Below are 22,511 nucleotides of genomic sequence, written 5' to 3' on the forward strand. Positions count from 1 at the left end.
TATGGAACATTTACGTTTTCCTATGGGTCATTTCGTTCCGAATCTCAATCCAACTATTGAAGAGCGAACAACTTCCAAAAATCAAATTCCTGATATTGTGAATACTCTTAGAGTGATGTTGAAGGATCTCACTTCCGAGCAATTGGAAGTTCCCTATCGTCCGGATGGATGGACCATTCAACAAATCATACATCATTTAGCGGATAACGATATGAACGCTTATTTACGTTTTAAACGGGCACTAACGGAAGATGAACCTTTGTCGGATTCCTATCGTGAGGATTTATGGGGGGAACTTAACGATTACAAGGATGTCCCGATTAAAACCTCAATTTTACTTCTAGAAATGCTCCACAGTCGCTTTCTCATTCTACTAAATGGGTTGAAACCAGGCGATTTTAATAGAAAATTAAAAACCCAAGTATTAGGCAAGATATCTCTTGATACTGCTCTGCAAAGGTTTGTTTGGCATAATCAACATCATATTTCGCAAATCAAATCATTAATAGAACGTAAGGGTTGGTAGGGGGGATGTCTATGGGATATATTATGGAATTGCGGAAGGTTGTTGGAACGAAACCGTTAATTATGGCTGGATCTTGTGTATTAGTATTTAATTCTGCAGGACATCTATTACTCCAAAGACGGACGGATAGTCTCGATTGGGGAACAATCGGTGGAGCGTTAGAACCAGGAGAGTCATTAGAAGAAGCGGCAGAACGCGAGCTTTATGAAGAGGCTGGATTAAGCGCAAAGTCATTCAAATTTATTACTGTTTTATCTGGAAAAGAAATGTATTACAAGTATCCTCATGGTGATGAAGTCTATAATGTAATGGCAATTTACGAGGCCAAGGATGTAAAGGGCCAACCAACCATTAATGATGATGAAGGACTTGGACTTCTATATTTTTCATTGGCGGAACCAATCCCAAATTTAAATCCATTCACAGAACTTGTTCTAAGGAAAGCTGGATACATTCTATGGTGAATAAAGTAACTAAAGGAATAATCGGATTATGACTAGGTTAGGAAAGTGACAAAAATTTTAACGACAATTTCGATAGCGCTCTTAATCTTTCCGATTTGGATGAATTAAAAAACCACTCTCGAGCTGCCATGGGGCAAATTCGAAGAGTGGTCTTTTTGGTTCTAAGCACTACTTGCGGTTCTTGAGTAATTCCCACCGGTACACGTATTCAAACAAAAATTCGAATGCTTCGAGATGACGTTTGGCTTCGAAAGCATCACGCCCCCAAGCGTAGATACCGTGCTTGCGAAGCAGAATGCCCGGAATGCGGTCTGCTATGCGCTCCGCGATCTCGGGTACTATACGTGGAACTTCGGTGAAGTTAGACAATATCGGAATGTTGATCACAGCTTCTTCTTCCCAAATGTTCAAGCCTTTGATAAGCTCTACGCCTTCAACCGGCACTGCACGTTGCTCCCAGAACAATTCCGAAACAAGGCTGTTGAAAATAGAATGGATGTGAAAAATAGCGCCGCAGCCCGTCAAGCGATAGATCTCGTTGTGGATGACGGTTTCCGCGGACGGTTTAAGCGTTGTCGCTTCACAAGGTTTCCCGTTCTGATCAACGAATAGGAAATCCTCCGGCGTCGATTTGGATTTATCCTTGCCACTGGCCGTTACGGCGAAGTAGAACTGCTCCGGCGAATAATCTCCAACACGCATGGACAGGTTCCCGCTTGTGCCAGGGAAAAATCCCCGAGCTGCGAAATCCGCCTTAACCGTGGAAAGCTCACTGATCACATGCTGCTTCTGTTCAGTAGTAATGGTAGCAAAACTCAAGATTGCTGACCTCCTTGATTGAGATGTCGGATAATATCGTGGAAGGTTTCAAACGCGATATGCGGAAGACCTAGTTCTTGGCATTTCTCCGTTAAGTGGGAGCGGGAGAATACAAGATCAACAAGCTTAGCCCCAGCAAAATCAGTGATGCTATCCCCGATCAGAATGCGGTAAAAGTTGTCCGAAGGGAACCTGCGAATAACAGCTGTCTTGCACATCCCGCAGCCGCCATGGTTACAATCGTCATCACAAGGGTGTGGCCAAGTGATCTTGATGTTGTTACCGCTAAAGTCGCTGCCATTACAATAAATATGATCCATTGGGATGCCGAACGGCTCTAACAAAGGATAGATGAAGAAATCAATTCCTCCGCTTGTTACGTAGAAAGGAACTTCATGCGTCTTGCACCATTCAAGCAACTCGGGAAAACCAGGGCGAATCCCTGCATTGTTCACGATAAAGGCAGTAATTTCCTCCTTTTGCGAAGAAGGGAGGAGCGCGAACATATCGCCTACGCCTTGTTTAATGGATTTTTTTTCACTAATAATATCCTTGATAATGGCTTCACAGCCTGGTGGGTTGAAATGAGTCATTAAAGCGACAATGTTGTCTTCGAGAGTGATGGTCCCGTCGAAGTCGCAGAATAGAACGGGTTTACGTGGAAACTGTGATGTCGTATTGCTCAAGATGTGCGTACCCCCCAGCGTTCGATGGCAATGCGTAATTGTTCATGATCTGTTGCGTATTGTTCAAGTGTCAATCCAGCTTTAACTGCATCAACGGCTTGTCTGAAAGCACGTCCTCCATCAGCAGATCCTCCAGGATGTCCATGTACGCCACCTCCGGCATTAACGACCACCTCTGGTCCGAAGTCACCCATGATCAAAGGAACTAGTCCAGGGTGAATGCCCGCAGATGGAACAGGGAATGATGGCTTTTGCGGAAGTGATGGGGTTAACAAGGCTTCCATAACCGCAAGATTCTCATCTCTAGGCATGACAACGGAGCCGTAAGGAGAAGGGAAGAGGGAGAGATCCGCTCCGGCAATTCTCATTAGCTTCCCAAGTAATAGTGGTGCAGATATCCCGTGATGCAAGGAAGGGTATAATGCACCAGCCATAGCTGGATGTGCGGCAATTGGAACATTAATTTCCGGATCCGCCGCTAGCTCGGCAAGAGCGTCGAAGCCATAAGCAAGGACGTTAAACAACAAACCGTTAGCACCTGCAGCAATTGCACGTTTAGCATTTGCTTTTAGCTGGAAGGTAGATCCGGTTAGGTTAGTGAAATAAAGTAGCTTCTGACCCGTTATTTGCTCCGCCTCGCGCGCTGCACTCATACAGGCTTTAACACGTTCTTCTAGTGGTGTGAGAGGGTTCTCGAATAGAATTTCATCATCTTTAATAAGATCTACTCCACCAAGCGCTTGCTGAAGAAACTGTTCGCGTAGGTTGGTGATATCATGACCAATGACAGATTTGAAAATACTCATTACGAGCGGACGATCATGCACTCCTAGTAAATCACGAACGCCCTGCACACCGAATTTAGGACCAGGGAAAGCACTTAGAAAGTCTGCAGAAGGAGCAATATCTAATAGCTTGATTTTACCATCCATAGATAACTTACCGAATGCCGTCACAAGGAAAGCGGGGATATCACGGCTAAAGTTAACATCTGGATAAGCGATTGTAATATCGGCATAACGTTCACCAGGCTGAACACCTTCAGGTTCATGGACTTCCACAGAAACAACTTGTCCTAGATGCTTCTGCATTTGTTCTTTAGCAGCTTCCGGTAATTCAGTCCAGCTACCCACGGTTAGTCCAACCGCAATTCCTTGAGCTTTCTTCTGAAAATCAGCATTATCATCGTATAGACGGTAAGTCGCATTGCTATAGGAACCGGTCAAGTGTATACCCTTCTTTCTATCTTTGAGCCTAAGTAATGTGCTCTAATCATTATTCAGCTTTGATGGCTTCAGCGCGGATCGCGTCGCCCATTTCCCGTGCTCTCTCTGCACAACGAACGATTGCTTTGTTCATGCCTTCCTGGAAGGAAAACTCGTCCAGTGTCTCGATCGCAGCTTGAGTCGTTCCATTCGGAGAAGTCACCTTCCGGCGAAGCTCTCCAGGGTTCTCGCCTGTAGAGAATACCATTTCCGCGGCGCCACGAACGGTTTGTACAGTAAGATCCTTAGCGGCCTCGGGGGTAAGCCCGAGTTGAACGCCGGCATTGATCATGGCTTCCATTAAGTAATAGACATAAGCCGGGCCGCTTCCAGATACACCATTAACCGCTTCGATTAGCGGCTCTTCAACAACAGCTGTTAATCCTATGGCGTTAAACATCGCAAGGGAAAGCTCGCGTTGCTCTGAAGTTACAGCTTCAGAGTAGCTGATACCTGTTGCGCCAAGACCAATCGTGCTCGATGTATTAGGCATCGTGCGAACGACTGGCTGGTCGCGACCAAGCAACTGATGAATCGTGGATATGGATAATCCCGCAATAATAGAGATGACAAGCTGTTCCGGGCGAAGGAACGGCTGCAACGCTTTAATGGCGTTGGCAGAATCCTTCGGCTTCATGCTAAGAATAACAACGTCAGAGGATGCTAAGGCTGAATGTTTCATCGCCTCTGTTGTTGCTGGCACAACCCCATATTGTTGTTCTAGCTGGAGGAGGCGGTCCGCATTTTGTCGGTTTAACACTGTTATATTTTTAGGATTCGTAAGCTGAGCTTCTACTAGGCCTCGTAAGATTGCCTCTGCCATAGAACCGGCACCGTAGAAGCAAAGAGATACGCCTGCGAGTGAAGAGTTTGAAGTTGTGTTGTTGTCAATCATCGTTAGCACACTCCTAGGATCTGATTTGACCTGAGCCGACAACGCGATATTTGGTCGACGTTAAAGCTGGGAGCCCCATAGGACCACGCGCATGTAATTTCTGTGTGCTGATCCCGATCTCTGCTCCAAAGCCGAATTCGAATCCGTCGGTAAAGCGAGTAGAAGCATTGTGATACACGGCAGCCGCATCGATTTCTTGAAGGAAGCGACTTGCGTTATCTTGATTTTCTGTGACAATACATTCCGAATGCTTCGTTCCAAACCGGCTAATATGTTTCAGAGCTTCATCTAGATCTTTTACAACTTTAAGGTTAAGAATGTAATCATTATATTCCGTAGCGTAATCTTCATCGCTGGCAGCCTTCACCCAAGATACCATTTCACGAGTGCGGTCACACCCTCTAAGCTCAACGTCAATGCTACGGAACTTATCCGCAATCGCGTTAAGATGCTTCTGGGCAAATGATTCATGAATCAATAACGTTTCCATAGAGTTGCATACGGAAGGGCGCTGCGCTTTAGCATTAACAGCAATCGCTTCTGCCATTGCATATTCGCCAGTCTCATCGATATAAGTGTGGCAAACGCCCGCGCCCGTTTCGATAACAGGTACAGTTGCATTCATGACTACATTTTGAATGAGGGAGGCTCCACCTCTTGGAATGATAACGTCTAATAGCCCATTAAGCTTGAGCATTTCGTCGACGGAGCTGCGGTTGGAATCCTCGATGAGCTGTAGCGCATCCGCAGGAATTGCAGAAGCGGATAACGCATCCCGCAATACAGCGATAATGCTGCGATTGGAGGAAATAGCTGCAGATCCTCCACGTAGCACAACGGCATTACCTGACTTGAGACATAATGTCGCGGCATCTACGGTTACGTTAGGCCGTGCTTCATAGATGATGCCGATTACACCAAGAGGGACGCGTCTCTTCTCAATAAATAGGCCGTTAGGACGGTGATCGGAATCAAGAAGATCCCCAACTGGATCAGGTAATTCAACGATTTGCTTGACGGCGTCAGAGATATCCTTCAATCTTGCTGGCGTCAGCTTCAAGCGATCCAATAAGGAAGATGAGGTGCCGAGTTCCTTACCGCGGGTAAGGTCCTCCTCATTAGCAACTAAGATTTGGTCCTGATGGGTAATTAACGCTTCTGCCATTAGAAGTAAAGCATCATTTTTCTCAGCTGTTGTTAATCGATTAAGGACGGTTGCGGCTTCTTTGGCTGCACTGGCTTTGGTTACAACTTCACTCATGAATGATTGCCTCCTTAAGGTTTGTTGTGCTTACCCATTCATCACGATGGATAACTTCTACACGGTTGACTTCGACACGTTTCATAACCTCTTCACTTGATAACCCGGCAACTGCAATAATCTGCCATGCGGCATAGTGTGTTATTCCCCGACCAAGAATGCGTCCTTCCACATTCACGACCTCAATGACTTCTCCAGGATGGAATTCACCTTCGACAGTAACGATTCCTGCGGGGAGTAGGCTACGCCCACGGTTTAATAAGGCATTCTCTGCACCAGCATCGACAATGATTCGTCCTTGAGGAACGGCGAGAAAACCAAGCCAATGCTTCTTAGCGGACATTGAATGGAGAGAGGAAGCAAAATAAGTACCTTTACCCGTTCCATTCACTGCAGCTTGTAGATCTCCTGGCTCGGTTACTTGACCCACAAAGAGTGGAACACCACCTTGCATGGCGATATGTGCTGCATCAATCTTGGAGCGCATGCCGCCTGTCCCTACGGATGACCCAGCGCCACCTGCAACTCGATATAATTCCTCAGTGAGAACCTCAACTCGTTCAATGCGAACGGCATCGGGAACTTTGCGAGGATCTCCGGTGTAGACTCCGTCCATATCCGTCAGAATGTATAATCCGTCGGCTTTAACAAGATTGGCGACCAATGCGGATAAAGAGTCATTTTCTCCGAATTTGATTTCGTCGACTGCGACAGTATCATTCTCGTTAATAATAGGAACGGCATGCTGCTTCAGTAATTCATCGATTGTTCTAGTTGCATTCTGCGCACGTCCACGATTACTGAAATCCGGACGAGTAAGCAGAATCTGCGCTGCAGTAATTCCTTTGGCGATCAGTGTCTCCTGATAAGCTTCCATTAGTAATGCCTGCCCAACGGCGGCCGCAGCCTGCTTCTCATGAACGAGCTTAGGTCTACTTGTATAGCCAAGTCTACGGAATCCCGCCGCGATTGCCCCAGAAGTAACGAGCAGAACTTGATGTCCGCTTGCATGTAAGGAGGCGATTTCGCCAGCGAAGAAACGTACCTGCTCGCGATTGAGTCCACCTTCTTCTGAAGTAAGTGAGCTGCTTCCAATTTTTACAACGATCCGTTTTGCCATAAGTCCAACCTCCCATCAAGCCATAAAAAAAACTCCCGCCCTCATAAAGGACGGGAGATTAACTTCCGCGGTGCCACCTTAATTGACGGCGCCTATAGGTTATAGGCAATCCGTCCGCTCATGGTCCTGATAACAGCAGGAACTGTACGGCTCTTCACCGTCCGCTCAAGGATAGGGGAGGCGGGGGACAGGGTAAATTCTCTCAGCCTGGAAATTTACTCTCTGGTCATGTCCGAATCCGCTTCGTTTCCCGTCATTGCGTTCATATGGTTGCGCCGAATCAAATCTGATCGGCGTCGAATTATCCTAAGAATACCATGCGTCAAAAGGCTTGTAAAGGAATGAAATACGTGTAAATGCATCTTTAGAACAGTCCTAATCGACCTATTCGTGCCGCGACCTCGCGTAACCTATCTTCGGTAGTCAGTAAGCCGAGTCGAACATACCCTTCACCACTCGTTCCGAAGCCGGAGCCTGGCGCAACGACGACATCAGCTTGCTCTAGTAGTAGATCCGCGAAGGACATGGAAGTATATCCCTCGGGAACAGGAAGCCAGCAGAAGAAGGAGCCTGCAGGCTTGTCCGCTTTCCAGCCAATCTCGTCCAGCGCGTCATAAAGGGCATTGCGTCTGCTTTCATAAGTAGCCACGAGATCATACACGGATTGCTGGGAGCCCGTAAGTGCTTCTGCCGCCGCTTCTTGAATTCCACCAAATAAGCTGCAATACATATGGTCCTGAATCAAGTTAATCATTTCAATGATTTGCGGATTACCGATCGCGAAGCCAACGCGCCATCCGGCCATGTTATAGGATTTGGACAATGTGTAGAACTCGACACCAACATCTTTGGCACCTTCGGTTTCCATGAAGCTGATCGGATGCTTGCCATCAAATCCAATGGCACCGTATGCGAAGTCACTGGCGACAACAATCCCATTCTCTTTAGCGAAAGCAACGGTTTGCTCGTAAAACTCAGATGTCGCAGTCGCAGCAGTTGGATTGTTCGGATAGTTCAAGAACATGAGCTTAGCGCGACTAAGCTCATCCGATGTAATAGCTGCATAATCGGGAAGAAAATCGTTCTCTTCCTTCAGAGACATGAAAGTCATCTCTGCACCAGCAAGTGCAACACCTGACCAATAATCTGGATAACCAGGGTCTGGAACGAGACACACATCACCAGGATTCAGTAACACTTGACTAATCTCGATTAAACCCGATTTTCCACCGAATAAGACGGCCACTTCCGTATCTGGATTCAATTCGACGCCATAATCTTCTTTATAACGCTGTGCTACAGCTTTTTTCAGGAAAGGGAATCCACGAAAGGGTGGATATTTGTGATAAAGCGGATTTTCTGCGGCCTGTTTAAGTCTTTCTACAATCGCTGGAGGCGTTGGTAGATCCGGATTGCCTTGTCCAAGATTGATAACATCGTGGCCCATGGCTATACGCGCATTGGCTTTAGCGACGAGTTTAGCGAAAAATTGTTCAGGTAAAGATTGCAACCGCTTAGCCGGAGTTATATTAAAAGACATGCGAATCGTTCACGCTCCATCATACGTAAAATTAGGATAGGATGAATGTAGCATAATGAAACAGACTCGGCAACGGATTGGACGTATGTTTTGAAAATAAACAGGGTAAATAGGTAGGAATAATGAGCTGCAAGCCTTTTGTTGCCGGAAAAGGTGCGATGAAGTACGATATATAGCATGTTATGTGACGCATAGGAGTGGATCATTATGACAACCCCATTACGTATTGCACTCATTCAAATGAATATAGAGGCTGGAAATCCAGAAGCCAATTTTGCGAAAATGGAAGCTAAGTTAGCTGAGGCAGCGGCTCTTGAGCCAAAGCCTGATCTGCTTGTCCTGCCAGAAATGTGGAACACGGGTTATGCCCTGACGGAAATTCAAACCCTCGCGGACCCAGATGGTGAACGTACGAAGTCCGTTATATCCGCATTTTGTCGAGAGCAGGGGATTGCAGTCCTTGCAGGCTCTATTGCGCAATTGCGTGGAGAAGTGGTTACGAACACCGTACATATCTTTGATCGGACAGGAGCAGAAATTGCCGAGTATAGCAAAATCCATCTCTTCCAATTGATGAATGAGCATTTGTATTTGGAAGCGGGCGATGTGCCCGGTATCTTTGATCTGAATGGGGTTCCAGCGGCGGTTATGATTTGCTATGACATTCGGTTCCCTGAGCTTGCCCGCAAGCTAGCGCTTGATGGCGCCCAAATCTTATTCGTTCCCGCGGAGTGGCCACATCCTCGTTTGCATCATTGGCGGACACTGCTACAAGCCCGGGCAATTGAGAATCAAATGTATGTAGTGTCTTGTAATACCGTCGGAGAGAGCGGGGGTTCAAGCTTCTTCGGACATTCTATGGTTATCGATCCTTGGGGTGAAGTGCTGGTGGAGGCTGGGGAAGAGGAAACGATTCTCGTAGCGGAAGTTTCTCTTCCGCTAGTCGATGAAGTGAGAGGCCGCATCCCTGTGTTTGCGGATCGCAGACCTCACCTATACGATTAAACGCCAATCTTCTCGATGATCTCACGAAACGTAGAGATGAAAGCCTCTGCGGCATTAGACAGGTACCGTCCTTTGCGATAGGCAATGACTAACTTTCTAGTCGGGTTTCCTTCCAAGGTTAAATAAACGGGAGCGCGGCCTTGCCAATCGTTACGAGTGACCATTTTCGGTAAGAAGGCAATGCCCATTCCAGCGGCGACAAGGGATTGTACAGTCTCGATATTCCCACTTTCGAACACGACTCGCGGATCGTAACCGGCGGATTGGCAAATATCATGAGCAATCGCTCTGAAGCCCTGTCCCTTCTTTAATAGAATGAACGGTTCCTCCTGTAACCGAGAGATAGGGATGATGGTATCCTTGTATTTCGGATCCGCGAGCTCGTGATCGGGCGGGACAGCAAGGCAGATTCCTTCTTCGATAAGCGGCAAATAGGCGAGTGATGGCTCAATGAGTGGAAGCGACAATAGGCTGACATCCGTACCTCCGTTTGCGGTCAACTGCTCTAATCGCTTAGTGGATTCTTCTATAAGTACAATTTCGATATTGGGATAAGACTCACGGAAGACAGGGAGAACATGTGGAAGGACGTGGGAGCCGGTCATAGGTAAGCTTCCGACGACCAAGCGTCCTTTACGCATATCGGCAATATCCTCCATTTCCCTGCGGAGCTGGTCGGTCATATCCACGATTTGCTGGGCTTTCTCCACGAAGACAGAACCCGCGTACGTAAGCTCAACGGAATTCGTACTTCTCTTAAATAGTAGCACTCCTAACTCTTTCTCAAGCTTAGCGAGCTGCTGGCTAAGAGACGGCTGTGCGATATGCAGCTTCTCGGCAGCGCGCGAGAAGTTTCTCTCGGTTGCAATTTGTATCGTATATAATAGTTGGCGAAATTCCATGTGAATACCAACCTCTCTTCATAGTTTTGAACTATTAACCTTATAGATATTATATCTTGGAACAATGAAAGAGTACATGTTAAGATGAATGAAAGTTAATAGAAGTCCTATTGGGGTGAATGAGACATGAGTAAACAAACAATGTTCGAGAAAATTTGGAACAACCACGTCATCGTCGCTGAACAAGGTAAGCCTAGCATCCTTTACATCGACCTGCACCTGGTACATGAAGTAACATCTCCACAAGCTTTTGAAGGTCTACGCTTGTCCGGACGTAAAGTTAGACGTCCAGAGCTGACATTTGCAACGATGGATCACAACGTACCAACGAAAGACCGCTACAACATTTCTGATCCGATTTCCAAGCAGCAAGTTGACACATTGACAACCAACTGTCAGGAATTCGGCGTAAAGCTCTATGACTTGAACACGATTGATCAAGGTGTTGTTCACGTTATGGGACCTGAGCTGGGCTTGACTCATCCAGGTAAAACAATCGTTTGTGGCGATAGCCATACTTCCACGCACGGCGCTTTCGGAGCATTGGCTTTCGGAATCGGTACAAGCGAGGTTGAACATGTACTAGCTACACAATGCTTACAGCAATCAAAAGCGAAGACAATGATCATTCGCTTCAACGGCAAACGTAAGCCGGGCATTACAGCCAAAGATATGATTCTCGGCTTGATCGCTCAATACGGCACAGATTTCGGAACTGGCTACGTTATGGAGTACACAGGTGAAGCTATCCGTTCGCTTACGATGGAAGAGCGTATGACGGTATGTAACATGTCGATCGAAGCGGGTGCTCGTGCTGGCTTGATCGCTCCTGACGAAACAACCTTCGAATATTTACGCGGACGTGAATATGCTCCACAGGGTGCTGCATACGACGCTGCTGTAGAACAATGGAAAGCATTGTGCTCTGATGAAGGCGCAGAATATGATACTACGCTTGACTTCGACGTAGATTCCTTGATTCCTCAAGTTACTTGGGGCACAAGCCCAGGAATGGGAACGGGTATCACTTCCACTGTTCCGGTACCGGAAGAGCTTCCAACTGAGAACGAACGTAAAGCTGCGACTAACGCATTAGACTATATGGATCTTAAGCCAGGCACTCCGATGACCGATATCGAGATTGATTATGTCTTTATCGGTTCTTGCACGAATGGTCGGATCGAAGATTTGAGAGCGGCTGCTTCTGTGGCTCGTGGACACAAGGTTAGCTCTAGAGTAACGGCTATTGTCGTTCCTGGTTCCGGTCGTGTTAAAATTCAAGCGGAAAAAGAAGGCTTGGACAAAGTATTCACAGAAGCGGGATTCGAATGGCGTGAAGCGGGATGCAGCATGTGCTTAGCGATGAACCCAGACGTTCTTCAACCTGGCCAACGTTGTGCATCGACGTCCAACCGTAACTTCGAAGGTCGTCAAGGCCGTGGTGGACGTACACATCTAGTGTCTCCGGAAATGGCAGCAGCAGCAGCTGTTCAAGGTCGTTTCGTTGATGTTCGCACATGGGATTTCAAATCCGAAGTGAAAGCGTAAGAGGAGGATTAACCAACATGGAAGCATTTGTTAAGTTAAATGGACTTGTCGCCCCGGTTGACCGGGTTAACGTAGATACGGACGCAATCATTCCTAAACAATTTTTGAAAAGAATCGAGAGAAGTGGATTCGGTCAGTTTCTATTCTTCGAATGGAGATGGGATGAGCAAGGAAACGTCATTCCTGAGTTCAATTTGAACAAACCACGTTATCAAGGCGCTTCCGTCTTGCTATCTCGTGCCAACTTTGGCTGTGGTTCTTCTCGTGAGCATGCTCCATGGGCGATTGGCGACTATGGCTTCCGCTGCATTATCGCTCCATCTTTTGCAGATATTTTTTACAACAACTGCTTTAAAAACAGCATCCTACCTATTAAATTAAGTGAAGAGCAAGTGGATGATTTGTTTAAGCGTACCGAAGCTAAAGAAGGCTACACCCTGAATGTTGATCTTGAAAACAAGGTGATCACAGACGGAGAAGGCCTGCACATTCCGTTTGACTTAGACGAGCATCGCCGTCAATTTTTACTTCAAGGTTTAGATGATATTGGTCTAACGCTTCAGCATGAAGCATCGATTACAGCATTCGAAGCGAAACGTGCTGCAAATGCTTCTGCATAACCTTGATATACCCTTTGTGTAGCTGTTTATGCAGCTAGGAAGACCCTTTGTACCCGATTCGGCAAATTTCGGGACGAAGGGTCTTTTTTTCCTTACATACGCAACTTTTCCTCGTTTTTTACGTCTAATGATTTGTGAATAGGCAGTCGTCTACTACATAATTTGACAGCGTTCACAAATTTATTTTTACATCGAGGTGAAGCATGAAGAAGTGGTTGCTCTTGTTGTCCGTCGTTGCGTGCATGTTTTCAGTCCTAACTTGCATGCTGTTCCTGAATGCGGATATCGCTAGCGCCGCCAAAACAGAAGTTCAAACCCCTAGACTAGTCGTGGATGGCCATGTTTTACAGCCTAAAGTTCCACCGGTCATCATTAAGAGCACGACGATGATCCCTGTACGGATCGCGGCTGAGAATTTGGGCTACAAGGTTGATTACAACAACAAACAAAAACAGGTCACTGTATCGAAAGGTACGAAGCAGCTTGTCATGACTTTGGACAAGTCTACTGCGTATCTCGATAAAGAGCCTTTGCAGATGGTCTTGCCCCCTATGGAAAAATCCAGTACTACTCTTGTACCCTTAAGATTCCTAAGTGACGCATTTGGCGTTCAAGTGGTCTGGGATAACAAAAGTAAATCTGCATTTCTCTTCTCTAACAGTGACACTGACAGTAAACCAACAGAACCTTCAAAGCCACCAACTGGTGGAGATGATATTGGTATTGTCGATGGTACGGATAATACTGATGGTGGAGGTACGGGCTCTGTCCCTCCTACGGATAACACCGAGGTGCCACTTCCGCCTGTTAATCCAGTGGTGACAGGAAATCTATATGAAGTGAATTATAGTATGGACACCGTTGTTATCAGGTATGAAGGAACGATTGCTCCCAAAGTATTTAAGCTGAATAGTCCTAATCGGATTGTCGTTGATTTCCCTAATACTCAGTACAGAAGCAATTTCTTTCCTGCTATTGATTTCACGAGCGTAAATGAAGGTAAACTTCTTGTTTCTGAGAATGCTGCTTTGACATCCATCCGTTATTCGATGTTTGGAGAAGCCTTGAACAAAGCACCACGGTTTGTGTTAGACCTGAATCAGCCTTGGGATTACGAGGTTGTTGATGACGCTACTGTCGGAGAACTTAGAATATTATTGAAGCAGCCCCTACCTGATAAATCTTTGTTCACTGTCGTTCTTGACGCAGGTCATGGAGGTAGTGATCCGGGAGCGGTCAGCATCACTAAGAAGGCTGAGAAAGTCTTTAATCTATCAGTGATTCTGAAGGTAAGAGATTTACTAGCAGGGGACGAGCGTCTCAAGCTTGTGCTTACCCGTGAAGATGATTCTTTTCCAACTCTAGCAGACCGATATAAGCTAGCAAATGCTATTCAGGCAGATCTATTCGTATCTGTTCATGCTAACAGCTATAATCCTGACACGAATGGTACAGAAACCTACTATTCCAGAGATGATAGCAAAGCATTTGCTGACTTGATGCACTCCGTATTCGCACCATCTACTGGGCTCAAGGATAACGGTGTTCGTAAGAAGAGTCTTGCAGTTACGAGGGAAACTGTCATGCCAGCGATATTACTAGAAGCAGGTTATCTATCTAGTAAAATCGATGAACCGCAGCTATGGACGGAAGATTTCCAGAATCGAGTTGCACAAGCTATCGCAACGGGTATTAAGCTTCAGTTGAAATTATATTAAGAAGTTATAGTAAACCATCCGGCCCTCTTTATGGGGGTCGGTATATGTGTATATTGGGGAGGGGACCATATGTCGATGAATAAAAGTTCAAAAGTATTAACAGGGATATTGGTAGCATCGATGATTGGGACAGTTGGAACATGGACATCGTCCACAGCGTCTGCGGCTTCACCTTTTAGAGATGTTAAGACGAATTATTGGGCAGAGAAGCATATTACAAAGCTTGCTTTGCAAGGGATCTTAAAGGGTGGTACTGGAGCTTCAGCGGGAACATTTAGCCCAGGCAACGCCATTACACGTCAAGAAGCAGTCATTATTGCCATTCGATTCATGGGTATTGAAGATGAAGTGATGCCTTCGAATGTCCTTGTATTTCCAAGTGACTTGGTCATTAAAGAAGATTATAAGCCATACATAAAGTTAGCTACGCAGAAAAAGATATTGAACCTCGAGGAAGAACAATTGTTAGTTGCAAGTGAAAAGGGCAAGGAGTGGGGAAGCAGCCCTGCGACTCGGGAATGGATGACTCGTCTACTTGTTCGCGCGATAGGTAAAGATGCAGAAGCTAAGCTAGCTGCTTCGCAAGCAACCACATTTGGTGATGATGCACAGATCAAATCCCAATATAAAGGCTACGTAAATGTAGCACTATCCTCCTCATTGGTAACCGGTGTATCAGCGACTAAGTTTGACCCTTCTGCAACTGTTACACGTGAGATGGCTTCCACACTATTTAGCCGTGCTGAGTCCTATATGACTGGGGTTGCTTATTCGGGTCAAGTAAAAGGTGCACTCATAGCCATCGATGCTAATAAACTGACTGTCCTTCATTCGGATGGCGTACAGAAAGAATATAACTTATCGCCAACTGCTGCGATTTACGCCTATCAGTCTGAGCTAGCTTCATCAGTTGCTAGTTTGAAGCAGTATGGTGAAGTTCTTATGATTAGCAATACCGATGGAACTATTGGTTACGTAGAGCAAACAAGTGATACTGCTAAAGTGAATAACTATGAAGGTACGTTAACTAGTGTAGTGGAAGCAGAGCAGAAAATAACAGTCCAAGTCGGTGCGGAAAGCAAGACGTTCTATTATGATGCTCTGAAGCTGCCTACGATCAAAGATGCTAGCGGGCAAACATTAACGATAGCCAATCTTCCGGTTAACGTTCCTGTGAAGCTGAGTGTTGATGCATTTAGACCTGATGGCAAAGTACTGTCCCTCACAGTAAACCAGGTTGTCGTCAACAAAACGGGTGCAGGCACGATCGAGGCATGGACGCCTACGACTTTGTCACTTCAAGTTAAAGATGCAGCAGGCAAATCGGAAACTTATTCGGTATCCGATAAGCTCACGATTAAACAAAACGATGTGATTTTAACTCAAGATCAGCTTTTGGTTGGTGATGTCATCTCCTATGAAATTAAAAATGGAGTCTTAGTAAGCATGATTATTACGAAGAAGGTCATTCCTCCGATTAACGGTGTGCTTAGCTTAGTTGACAAAGTAGGGAAAACGATTCAATATACGACGGGCAACAACGAATTAGGCGCCAAATATATGGCCGATAACGTTGTCGTGAAGATCGAAGGACTAGCAGATGTGTCTCTGGATGATATTTTCAAAGGAGATTCCGTATCCTTAACGCTTAACGAAAGCGGGAAAGTTTCAGTCATTACTGTTCAGGGCAGATCAGTGAACTTCCTTACGGGTGTGACTGTTTTCTCTGCTGGGATGACGGACGATATTCTAATCGTAACGGATACAGCAGGCAAAAAGGTTCCGTTAATCATTAACGAGTCCACAAGGTTTGATTTGAATGGCGCGAAGATTACTAAGGTAGAAGCCGCTCAATATGTAATCAAAGGCAAAAAAATCAATGTTGGGTATACAGGATCCAATGTCGCTTATATTTCCATCGTATCTCAATACACAGGAACTGTGCTTGAGAATAATACGACGGCAAGAACATTGAAATTGGCTTTGGATGTTTCTAATTCCATCACACTTCCGTATAGTACGTATGCGCCTGCAGTTGATATCTATGGGCAGAATGGTGCATCGTATTTAGACATTCGTGTTGGGGATCGTGTTACAGCGATTATGGATCCGAATAAGCAAGAGCAAATCATCGTTGTTAATGTTCAGAAAACGCTCCAACTTGAACTCGTATCCGTAGATCTAGCGCAATACAAATTGCGTGCCAAACGTGCGGATGGCTATGTAGATGAATGGAGCATGAATACTTATTCTTCCCCAGTTGCTCTACAGGATGAGAACGGGACATCGATCAGCTTAAACTCGCTTAATCAAACAACGAACAATACCGTTCTTAATGTAACATTCAAAGGAAAAACACCGACAATAATCAAAGTTATTCCTACGACTTACGGAAGAGTTTCGTCTATTAATGCGTCCAACTCCTCGATTGATATCGTAACCGGAACTGGTGCTGTCGTGACGAAAACTTTCCTCACACCTCCGATTGTCGTTCGTGACAATGTTACATTGGGCTCGCTATCATCACTTAAGGCAGATGATCGCGTTGAAGTCCGTAGGGATGAGAATGATCGTGTAATCATTCAGATTATTCCAGCATTAACGAAAACCGTTCAGTACACGGATAGCGTTAAGAAAACATTGAACGTATTTAAATCATCGATCAATGATACTACGCCTAATTCGTTTACACTCGATTCTCAAGTTTATATTCATCAAGGGATAACGACATTAACGTTGTCCAACTTAAAGACAGATGACGTAGTCACTTTGTACGTCCTCCGTGGCAAGCTTATTGAAATTGTTAAGTAAATTAGAGTAGGCATAAGAGCAGCACCCTAGTCATTGGACTGGGGTGCTGTTTTATGGTGGAATCAAGCCCTAGCTATAAACTAAAAGGCGTATAACCTTGATCGTGCAGTGCCTCGGCGATAACTTGATATCCACGCGCATTCGGATGAAGATGATCGATCCATAAGAGCGCGCGCTCTCTTCCTTTAAAGGAGTTAAAAATATTTGCGACCTTCATATTCCCATCCTCGAAGCTCTCGAGATGCTGATTAAACCGTTTGACCCAGTAATCCGATTCCGGTAAGGAGGGAGATGGATTATATAGATCGACAGCTCTTATTAGATAGGGATTGCGGCCGGATTTTAATTGTCTAATCGTCGATAGAATACCAGCGAAATTATGCTTACAATTCACAAGTGCTTGTCTGAAGGGTTCGTCGTTCTGCTGAACGGCAAAAGCTTTGGCAGCATCAACGAGATCGTTGCCACCAACCGTTAAGGTAATAATATCTGCATGCTGTAGAATATCCCTTACCTTATTATCGCTACGGATGACAGTTAGAATATAGGCTGATCTTGCTCCTGGAAATCCAATTTTGTCGTAGGTAACTGGCTGCTGAATGGCTTCTTGAATGTACCGACCATATTTCGGAACAAATCCGCCACCAAACAGATCTCCCACACCTGCGGTCAGAGAGTCTCCAATTGCAGCATAACGAATCACTATCGCATCTCCACCTTTCCGTGGACTTATTTCTATTGTCAACATATGATTTCAATAAGCTTTCAGTGCCGCACATATTGCCGCAAAATCAAACTTCCGGTAAACTTGTAATGAATTTCGGAAAATGAAGGAGCGCCTATGAACGCTGTAACGATAAGGCACGTGTTGGACACGATGGCTGAGATGTTTCCCGATGCTCATTGTGAGCTTAATCACCGCAATCCGTTTGAGTTGACGATAGCAGTCCTGCTCTCCGCGCAATGCACGGATGAAACAGTCAATAAAGTGACTGTTTCATTATTCGATAAATACCGCACACCTCAAGATTATTTGAACGTTCCCTTAGAGGAACTGCAAAATGATATTCGCAGAATTGGCCTCTTTCGCAATAAGGCGGCGAATATTCAAAAGCTATGTACACTTGTCATTGATAAGTTTGGCGGTGAAATTCCCCGTAAGCACGAGCAATTGATAGAGCTACCTGGAGTCGGAAGGAAGACGGCTAACGTCGTTATGTCTAATGCCTTCGATGTACCCGCGATCGCAGTGGATACCCATGTCGAACGTGTCTCGAAGCGGCTTGGTATTGCTAAAGCTGACGATTCCGTTCTTGAAGTTGAGAAGAAGCTCATGCGCAAGGTTCCACGTGAGGAGTGGACGATTACTCACCATCGTCTTATTTTTTTTGGAAGATACCATTGTAAAGCCCAAAACCCTAAATGTGATGTGTGTCCCATACTAGAGCATTGTAAGGAAGGTAAAGCTCGTATGAAGGCAGCCTTAAAGAAAAGGAGCGTTACCTCGTGAGTCCAATTGACGTTAGTGCTCCAATGATGAAAGATCAGCAAGCATCCGATATCCCTTTATTTCTTAATTCCTTAGAACAGATGAGCTTGCGTGTGGCAGCCCATCAGGATTCCCTGCAAGGGGAGAAGTTCAGAGAGCTGTCCGAGAAGCTTCGAATCGGTCGATTGACAGTCGCATTCTGTGGTCATTTCTCTGCGGGGAAATCAACGCTAGTCAACACACTATGTGGAGCTTCTTTGCTCCCGGCTTCTCCTATTCCGACTAGTGCTAATGTTGTAACTGTTGTGAATGGCGAACCTTCAGCGGAAACGATATTCAGAGATGCGGAAGGTACGGTATTTCCAGCGCGCCAAATTCCGGTGGAGCAGCTACATGATTTTGCCGTAGACGGCGAGGGCGTAACCTCTATTCAGGTATCCTATCCGATACCGTTGCTTGGCGACCGGATGGCCATTGTAGATACCCCTGGAGTGGACTCGACAGATGGGGCTCACCGTGCTGCAACGGAGTCTGCGCTTCATCTGGCGGATGTGGTTTTCTATGTCACGGACTATAATCATGTTCAATCTGAGGTGAACTTCCGATTCTTGCGTAGCATGGCGAGATGGGGCAAGCCAACGTACTTAATTGTTAATCAAGTGGATAAGCACCGTGAGGAGCAAATTGCTTTTACAGAATTCCGTGACAGCCTAGGGCAAGCTCTTCGCAATTGGGATATTGAGCCAGCGGCTACGTTATTCTTATCGCTTAGAGATCCGAGCCATCCCCTATCTCAGTGGGAGCAGCTGCTACAGCTCATTAGAGATCTTCAACCTTTGGCTGAACCCTTAATGCTGCGAAGTGCAGAACGTTCTGCACATCATCTCGCAGAGCAGTACAAGGATACCCTACATCAGCGCAACGAGGATAAGAGAGAGTTGCTAGCTAATAAACTAGGTGAAGACGGCGAAGCGGATCAACGGCTGGCTTTGAGAAGCTCACTTGAGCAGAAACTGTCAGAAATCGAATCGACTGGAGATAGGCGCAGACAGCGAGTCAGAACTGAATTGGATAAGCTGCTCAATAATGCGAATCTGACGCCAGCGGAAACTCGTGAGAAAGCAAGAGAAGTGCTTGTGGCTATGCAACCGGGATATAAGTCGGGTTGGCTGGCTAGCGCGGCTAAAACGGATGCAGAGAAGCTAGCGCGGTTAGGGCGGCTTGAGGATGACTTCAACCGTCAAGTATCGGCACACGTCACAGGGCATTTGAAGGAGATATTGCGTAAAGAAGCTGAGGGCTCTGGTTTGGATGGCGAGCACTTAGAGTTAATCTTATCGGCATGCTTCAAGCCTATTACGTCGGATTGGCTTAAGGATCAAGTAAAAACAGGTGCGGGTGCAGATGGTCAAGTGACTTTGCATTATTCAGCTGAAATAAGCGCTGAGCTGAAATCGAACTATCGTAAAGCTGCACTCCAGTGGGTTGATGAAACTCAGCTTAGATTCCAACCGGAACTAGATACACAATTGCAGGCTCTGCAACATCAATTAGCAGCGCTATCCGTGAAGGATGAAGCGGCTAGAGCGATCGAACGGCTTGAGGAGGAGGAACGATCTGAAGAGTTAGAATTGCTCTCTTTATTGCCTGCTACGATAAGCCATTCGATGCTTGTATTGCCATCTCCCGTTGCGGTATCTGATGAACGGATAAATAGCATAACGATCCGATCCCAAGAAGATCAATTGAAATCTTCTTTATCGTTAAAATCCCTAGAGCTACAATCCACATTAGCAGGTATGACAGAATCGGATTCGTCTTCAGTGTCCGAAACGTCGCAGCAGTTAGAGCAGCTTGGTGCGCCACGTGGAGCTGCGGACATGCTGGAGCGCTCTGCGGCATTGCTGTCAACGGTACCCGCACTACGTAGCGTCGCTAACGGGCTACAAGCGAAAGCGGAGCGGTTTAAGAACAGAAGCTTCACAATTGCTTTGTTCGGAGCTTTCAGCGCGGGTAAATCCTCCTTTGCGAACGCTCTTGTTGGGAAGTCTGTATTACCGGTGTCTCCTAATCCAACAACAGCTACGATAAACCGGATTGTCGCTCCGACAGGCGAATATGAAGATGGAACCGCGCTCGTCACGATGAAGTCTGCAGATGACTTCTGTGAAGATATCCGTCATTCGCTGAAGCGAATCGGTGTTAGCAAGGAGAAGATAACGGACGTTGGAAATGATATCCCTCGGTTACTTGCCCTTAAAGATCCTATTTCCGCTAGTGAGCTTCATCCCCGTGGTCGTCCGCATTTAGCCTTCCTGTCGGCTGCGACTAAGGGCTGGGACTTCTATGGCCAATTGCTTGGTCAGAAGCTTAAGGTGGAAGAGGAGGAGTATCGTCGGTTCGCAGCAGAAGAGCAAGCGTCCTGCTTTGTGGCGGAAATTGACTTATTCGTAGATTCTCCAATTACACGGAGCGGTGCCGTACTTGTGGATACTCCGGGGGCTGACTCTATTAACGCGCGTCATACCGGTGTCGCCTTCCAATATATTAAAAATGCGGACGCGGTCTTGTTCGTGACCTATTACAATCACGCGTTTACAGAGGCAGATCGGGAGTTCTTGAATCAGCTGGGTAGTGTGAAGGATGTATTCGAGCTCGATAAAATGTTCTTCATCATTAATGCTGCGGATCTTGCATCATCGGAAAGCGAATTGGATGGGGTACGTACCCATGTGGGAGATCAACTCCTTAAGCATGGTATTCGTAAGCCTAGGTTGTTCGCGGTTTCTAGCTTGAACGGTTTACAGGCGAAGCAAGCCAATAGCTTGGAATCACTTCGGTCATCCGGTGTTGCAGCCTTTGAAGGGGCCTTCCGTACGTTCTCTGAGGAGGAGCTCGGCGGATTGGCGCTTGCCTCGGCGAACAAGGAATTGGATCGCGTAGAGAAGCTGCTGGAAAGCTGGCTACAGTCGGCTAATGCAGATGCAGCTACGAGAGAGTTGAAAGCACAACGTCTAAGGGAACAAGCGCAGCGATGGAGCAATGAAGGCTCAGACAACGTTCCAGCGGCGACAGTCCAGCCACTGCATCAAGAAATTAGTGAGCAGCTGTACCATTTACGCCAAAGGCTTAATTTCAGGTTTAAGGAGCATTTTCAATCTGCGTTCCATTCTTCAGTGCTTCAGGACGATGGACGGGATCTGAAGAAGCTGCTGCAAGCTTGCGGAGAGGACCTTAAGCGTTCTCTCCATGAGGATCTCCTTCAAGAGCTTCGCGCAGCAGGCTTGCGCTTGGAAGGCACGATTCACACGATGGCGCAGAAGGCACTTAACGCGTTATCAGGATTATCAGAGATGGAGCAGGAAGGCTTCACGCCGGAGTCGATCGACAGAGTGTTGTTGGAGCTACCTTTACCTGAGGTGTTCGCTAATGGCCCTGCCATCGAGACAAGGCAGCTATGGAGCATGTTCCGTTCTCCGAAGCATTTCTTCGAGAAGGAAGGCGCGGCATCCCTGCGAGAGGTTCTGAGCGAGCTTCTCTTCGGAACAATGGATACCGAGCTGGAACGGTTAAGACAGCAATGGGATTCCATTGGCGAGGCCACACTCCAGAATACGGTGCAATCAGCAGCCCATCAATGGTCCGAACAATTAGCCTCCTTCGCGTTAAGTATGAGTCAAACTCTTCTTGAGCCAGGCGAGGAACGGTTGTTGTCGAATTTACAAGAACAATGGCGAATAATAAGGCAATAATTCTCAAAATCAGCCTTCTTCCATCATCTTCGTGATGGAAGGAGGCTTTTGCTTATAATGTCTTAATTTCCCTCCCATAAGCATATCAAC

Annotated in this window: 18 protein-coding genes; 9 read left to right on the plus strand and 9 right to left on the minus strand. The window is 46.3% G+C overall.

The window, feature by feature from the left end; genetic code table 11:
• Nucleotide 1: 1 nt before the first annotated feature.
• Nucleotides 2-526, plus strand: a complete 525-nt coding sequence (locus tag M1K58_RS03985; RefSeq protein ID WP_256757370.1) for a YfiT family bacillithiol transferase — start codon at nt 2-4, stop codon at nt 524-526.
• 11 nt (nt 527-537) lie between these two features.
• The gene (locus M1K58_RS03990) at nt 538-990 is read left to right on the plus strand and encodes an NUDIX hydrolase (protein WP_256757371.1); all 453 of its coding nucleotides are present in this window, start codon (nt 538-540) and stop codon (nt 988-990) included.
• A 168-nt stretch (nt 991-1,158) separates the two neighbouring features.
• On the opposite strand, the gene mtnB is transcribed toward M1K58_RS03990, so the two are convergent.
• The 7 genes from mtnB to M1K58_RS04025 form a co-directional block, all read right to left on the minus strand.
• A complete protein-coding gene (gene mtnB / locus M1K58_RS03995; protein WP_256757372.1) occupies nt 1,159-1,809 on the minus strand; it encodes a methylthioribulose 1-phosphate dehydratase in 651 nt (216 codons plus the stop codon).
• On the minus strand, nt 1,806-2,495 hold the full coding sequence (locus tag M1K58_RS04000; protein WP_256757373.1) for a 2-hydroxy-3-keto-5-methylthiopentenyl-1-phosphate phosphatase: 690 nt from the start codon (nt 2,493-2,495) through the stop codon (nt 1,806-1,808). Before M1K58_RS04000 ends, mtnB begins: the two co-directional genes overlap by 4 nt.
• Complete coding sequence (locus M1K58_RS04005; protein WP_256757374.1) at nt 2,492-3,721, minus strand: 2,3-diketo-5-methylthiopentyl-1-phosphate enolase; 1,230 nt, start codon at nt 3,719-3,721, stop codon at nt 2,492-2,494. The genes M1K58_RS04000 and M1K58_RS04005 overlap by 4 nt, the downstream gene beginning before the upstream one ends.
• Before the next feature lie 49 nt (nt 3,722-3,770).
• Complete coding sequence (gene proC / locus M1K58_RS04010; RefSeq protein WP_256757375.1) at nt 3,771-4,655, minus strand: pyrroline-5-carboxylate reductase; 885 nt, start codon at nt 4,653-4,655, stop codon at nt 3,771-3,773.
• Between the two features lie 13 nt (nt 4,656-4,668).
• Entirely contained in the window at nt 4,669-5,916 is a 1,248-nt protein-coding gene (locus tag M1K58_RS04015) for a glutamate-5-semialdehyde dehydrogenase (RefSeq protein WP_256757376.1), read from the minus strand.
• Nucleotides 5,909-7,036: a glutamate 5-kinase gene (gene proB, locus M1K58_RS04020; RefSeq protein ID WP_256757377.1), complete on the minus strand. Its 1,128-nt coding sequence runs from the start codon at nt 7,034-7,036 to the stop codon at nt 5,909-5,911. Before proB ends, M1K58_RS04015 begins: the two co-directional genes overlap by 8 nt.
• Before the next feature lie 364 nt (nt 7,037-7,400).
• Complete coding sequence (locus M1K58_RS04025; protein WP_256757378.1) at nt 7,401-8,576, minus strand: pyridoxal phosphate-dependent aminotransferase; 1,176 nt, start codon at nt 8,574-8,576, stop codon at nt 7,401-7,403.
• 207 nt (nt 8,577-8,783) lie between these two features.
• On the opposite strand from M1K58_RS04025, the gene M1K58_RS04030 reads away from it, so the two are divergent.
• Nucleotides 8,784-9,581 carry a carbon-nitrogen family hydrolase gene (locus M1K58_RS04030; RefSeq protein ID WP_256757379.1) on the plus strand — a complete coding sequence of 266 codons (798 nt, stop codon included), beginning with the start codon at nt 8,784-8,786 and terminating at the stop codon, nt 9,579-9,581.
• Here the strand turns inward: M1K58_RS04030 and M1K58_RS04035 are convergent.
• The gene (locus tag M1K58_RS04035; RefSeq protein WP_256757380.1) at nt 9,578-10,483 is read right to left on the minus strand and encodes a LysR family transcriptional regulator; all 906 of its coding nucleotides are present in this window, start codon (nt 10,481-10,483) and stop codon (nt 9,578-9,580) included. The two genes, M1K58_RS04030 and M1K58_RS04035, sit on opposite strands and share 4 nt — an antisense overlap.
• 126 nt (nt 10,484-10,609) lie before the next feature.
• Between M1K58_RS04035 and leuC the strand changes: the two genes are divergently transcribed.
• The 4 genes from leuC to M1K58_RS04055 all read left to right on the plus strand — a co-directional run bounded on the left by leuC (nt 10,610) and on the right by M1K58_RS04055 (nt 17,180).
• On the plus strand, nt 10,610-12,031 hold the full coding sequence (gene leuC, locus M1K58_RS04040; RefSeq protein WP_256757381.1) for a 3-isopropylmalate dehydratase large subunit: 1,422 nt from the start codon (nt 10,610-10,612) through the stop codon (nt 12,029-12,031).
• Nucleotides 12,032-12,048: 17 nt separating this feature from the next.
• Nucleotides 12,049-12,651, plus strand: coding sequence for a 3-isopropylmalate dehydratase small subunit (gene leuD, locus M1K58_RS04045; RefSeq protein WP_256757382.1), 603 nt, complete (start codon nt 12,049-12,051; stop codon nt 12,649-12,651).
• Nucleotides 12,652-12,854: 203 nt separating this feature from the next.
• On the plus strand, nt 12,855-14,369 hold the full coding sequence (locus M1K58_RS04050) for an N-acetylmuramoyl-L-alanine amidase family protein (RefSeq protein WP_256757383.1): 1,515 nt from the start codon (nt 12,855-12,857) through the stop codon (nt 14,367-14,369).
• Nucleotides 14,370-14,438: 69 nt separating this feature from the next.
• Complete coding sequence (locus M1K58_RS04055; protein ID WP_256757384.1) at nt 14,439-17,180, plus strand: S-layer homology domain-containing protein; 2,742 nt, start codon at nt 14,439-14,441, stop codon at nt 17,178-17,180.
• Nucleotides 17,181-17,253: 73 nt separating this feature from the next.
• Here the strand turns inward: M1K58_RS04055 and M1K58_RS04060 are convergent, their stop codons facing one another.
• Nucleotides 17,254-17,883 (minus strand): GDSL-type esterase/lipase family protein, encoded by a 630-nt coding sequence (locus M1K58_RS04060; RefSeq protein WP_256757385.1) that lies wholly within the window; start codon nt 17,881-17,883, stop codon nt 17,254-17,256.
• Nucleotides 17,884-18,021: 138 nt separating this feature from the next.
• On the opposite strand from M1K58_RS04060, the gene nth reads away from it, so the two are divergent.
• Nucleotides 18,022-18,690, plus strand: coding sequence for an endonuclease III (gene nth / locus M1K58_RS04065; protein WP_256757386.1), 669 nt, complete (start codon nt 18,022-18,024; stop codon nt 18,688-18,690).
• Nucleotides 18,687-22,421, plus strand: a complete 3,735-nt coding sequence (locus tag M1K58_RS04070) for a dynamin family protein (protein ID WP_256757387.1) — start codon at nt 18,687-18,689, stop codon at nt 22,419-22,421. Before nth ends, M1K58_RS04070 begins: the two co-directional genes overlap by 4 nt.
• Nucleotides 22,422-22,511: the final 90 nt, after the last annotated feature.

Origin of the sequence: Cohnella sp. WQ 127256 (genome assembly GCF_024519285.1) — a bacterium.
Taxonomy (GTDB): Bacteria; Bacillota; Bacilli; order Paenibacillales; family Paenibacillaceae; genus Cohnella.

What these genes read in the sequence shown, in the direction of transcription:
- M1K58_RS03985 (WP_256757370.1), top strand. Translation starts at nt 2, where the DNA reads ATGGAACATTTACGTTTTCCTATGGGTCATTTCGTTCCGAATCTCAAT.
- M1K58_RS03990 (WP_256757371.1), top strand. Translation starts at nt 538, where the DNA reads ATGGGATATATTATGGAATTGCGGAAGGTTGTTGGAACGAAACCGTTA.
- proC (WP_256757375.1), bottom strand. Translation starts at nt 4,655, where the DNA reads ATGATTGACAACAACACAACTTCAAACTCTTCACTCGCAGGCGTATCT.
- M1K58_RS04015 (WP_256757376.1), bottom strand. Translation starts at nt 5,916, where the DNA reads ATGAGTGAAGTTGTAACCAAAGCCAGTGCAGCCAAAGAAGCCGCAACC.
- proB (WP_256757377.1), bottom strand. Translation starts at nt 7,036, where the DNA reads ATGGCAAAACGGATCGTTGTAAAAATTGGAAGCAGCTCACTTACTTCA.
- M1K58_RS04025 (WP_256757378.1), bottom strand. Translation starts at nt 8,576, where the DNA reads ATGTCTTTTAATATAACTCCGGCTAAGCGGTTGCAATCTTTACCTGAA.
- M1K58_RS04030 (WP_256757379.1), top strand. Translation starts at nt 8,784, where the DNA reads ATGACAACCCCATTACGTATTGCACTCATTCAAATGAATATAGAGGCT.
- M1K58_RS04035 (WP_256757380.1), bottom strand. Translation starts at nt 10,483, where the DNA reads ATGGAATTTCGCCAACTATTATATACGATACAAATTGCAACCGAGAGA.
- leuC (WP_256757381.1), top strand. Translation starts at nt 10,610, where the DNA reads ATGAGTAAACAAACAATGTTCGAGAAAATTTGGAACAACCACGTCATC.
- leuD (WP_256757382.1), top strand. Translation starts at nt 12,049, where the DNA reads ATGGAAGCATTTGTTAAGTTAAATGGACTTGTCGCCCCGGTTGACCGG.
- M1K58_RS04050 (WP_256757383.1), top strand. Translation starts at nt 12,855, where the DNA reads ATGAAGAAGTGGTTGCTCTTGTTGTCCGTCGTTGCGTGCATGTTTTCA.
- M1K58_RS04055 (WP_256757384.1), top strand. Translation starts at nt 14,439, where the DNA reads ATGTCGATGAATAAAAGTTCAAAAGTATTAACAGGGATATTGGTAGCA.
- nth (WP_256757386.1), top strand. Translation starts at nt 18,022, where the DNA reads ATGAACGCTGTAACGATAAGGCACGTGTTGGACACGATGGCTGAGATG.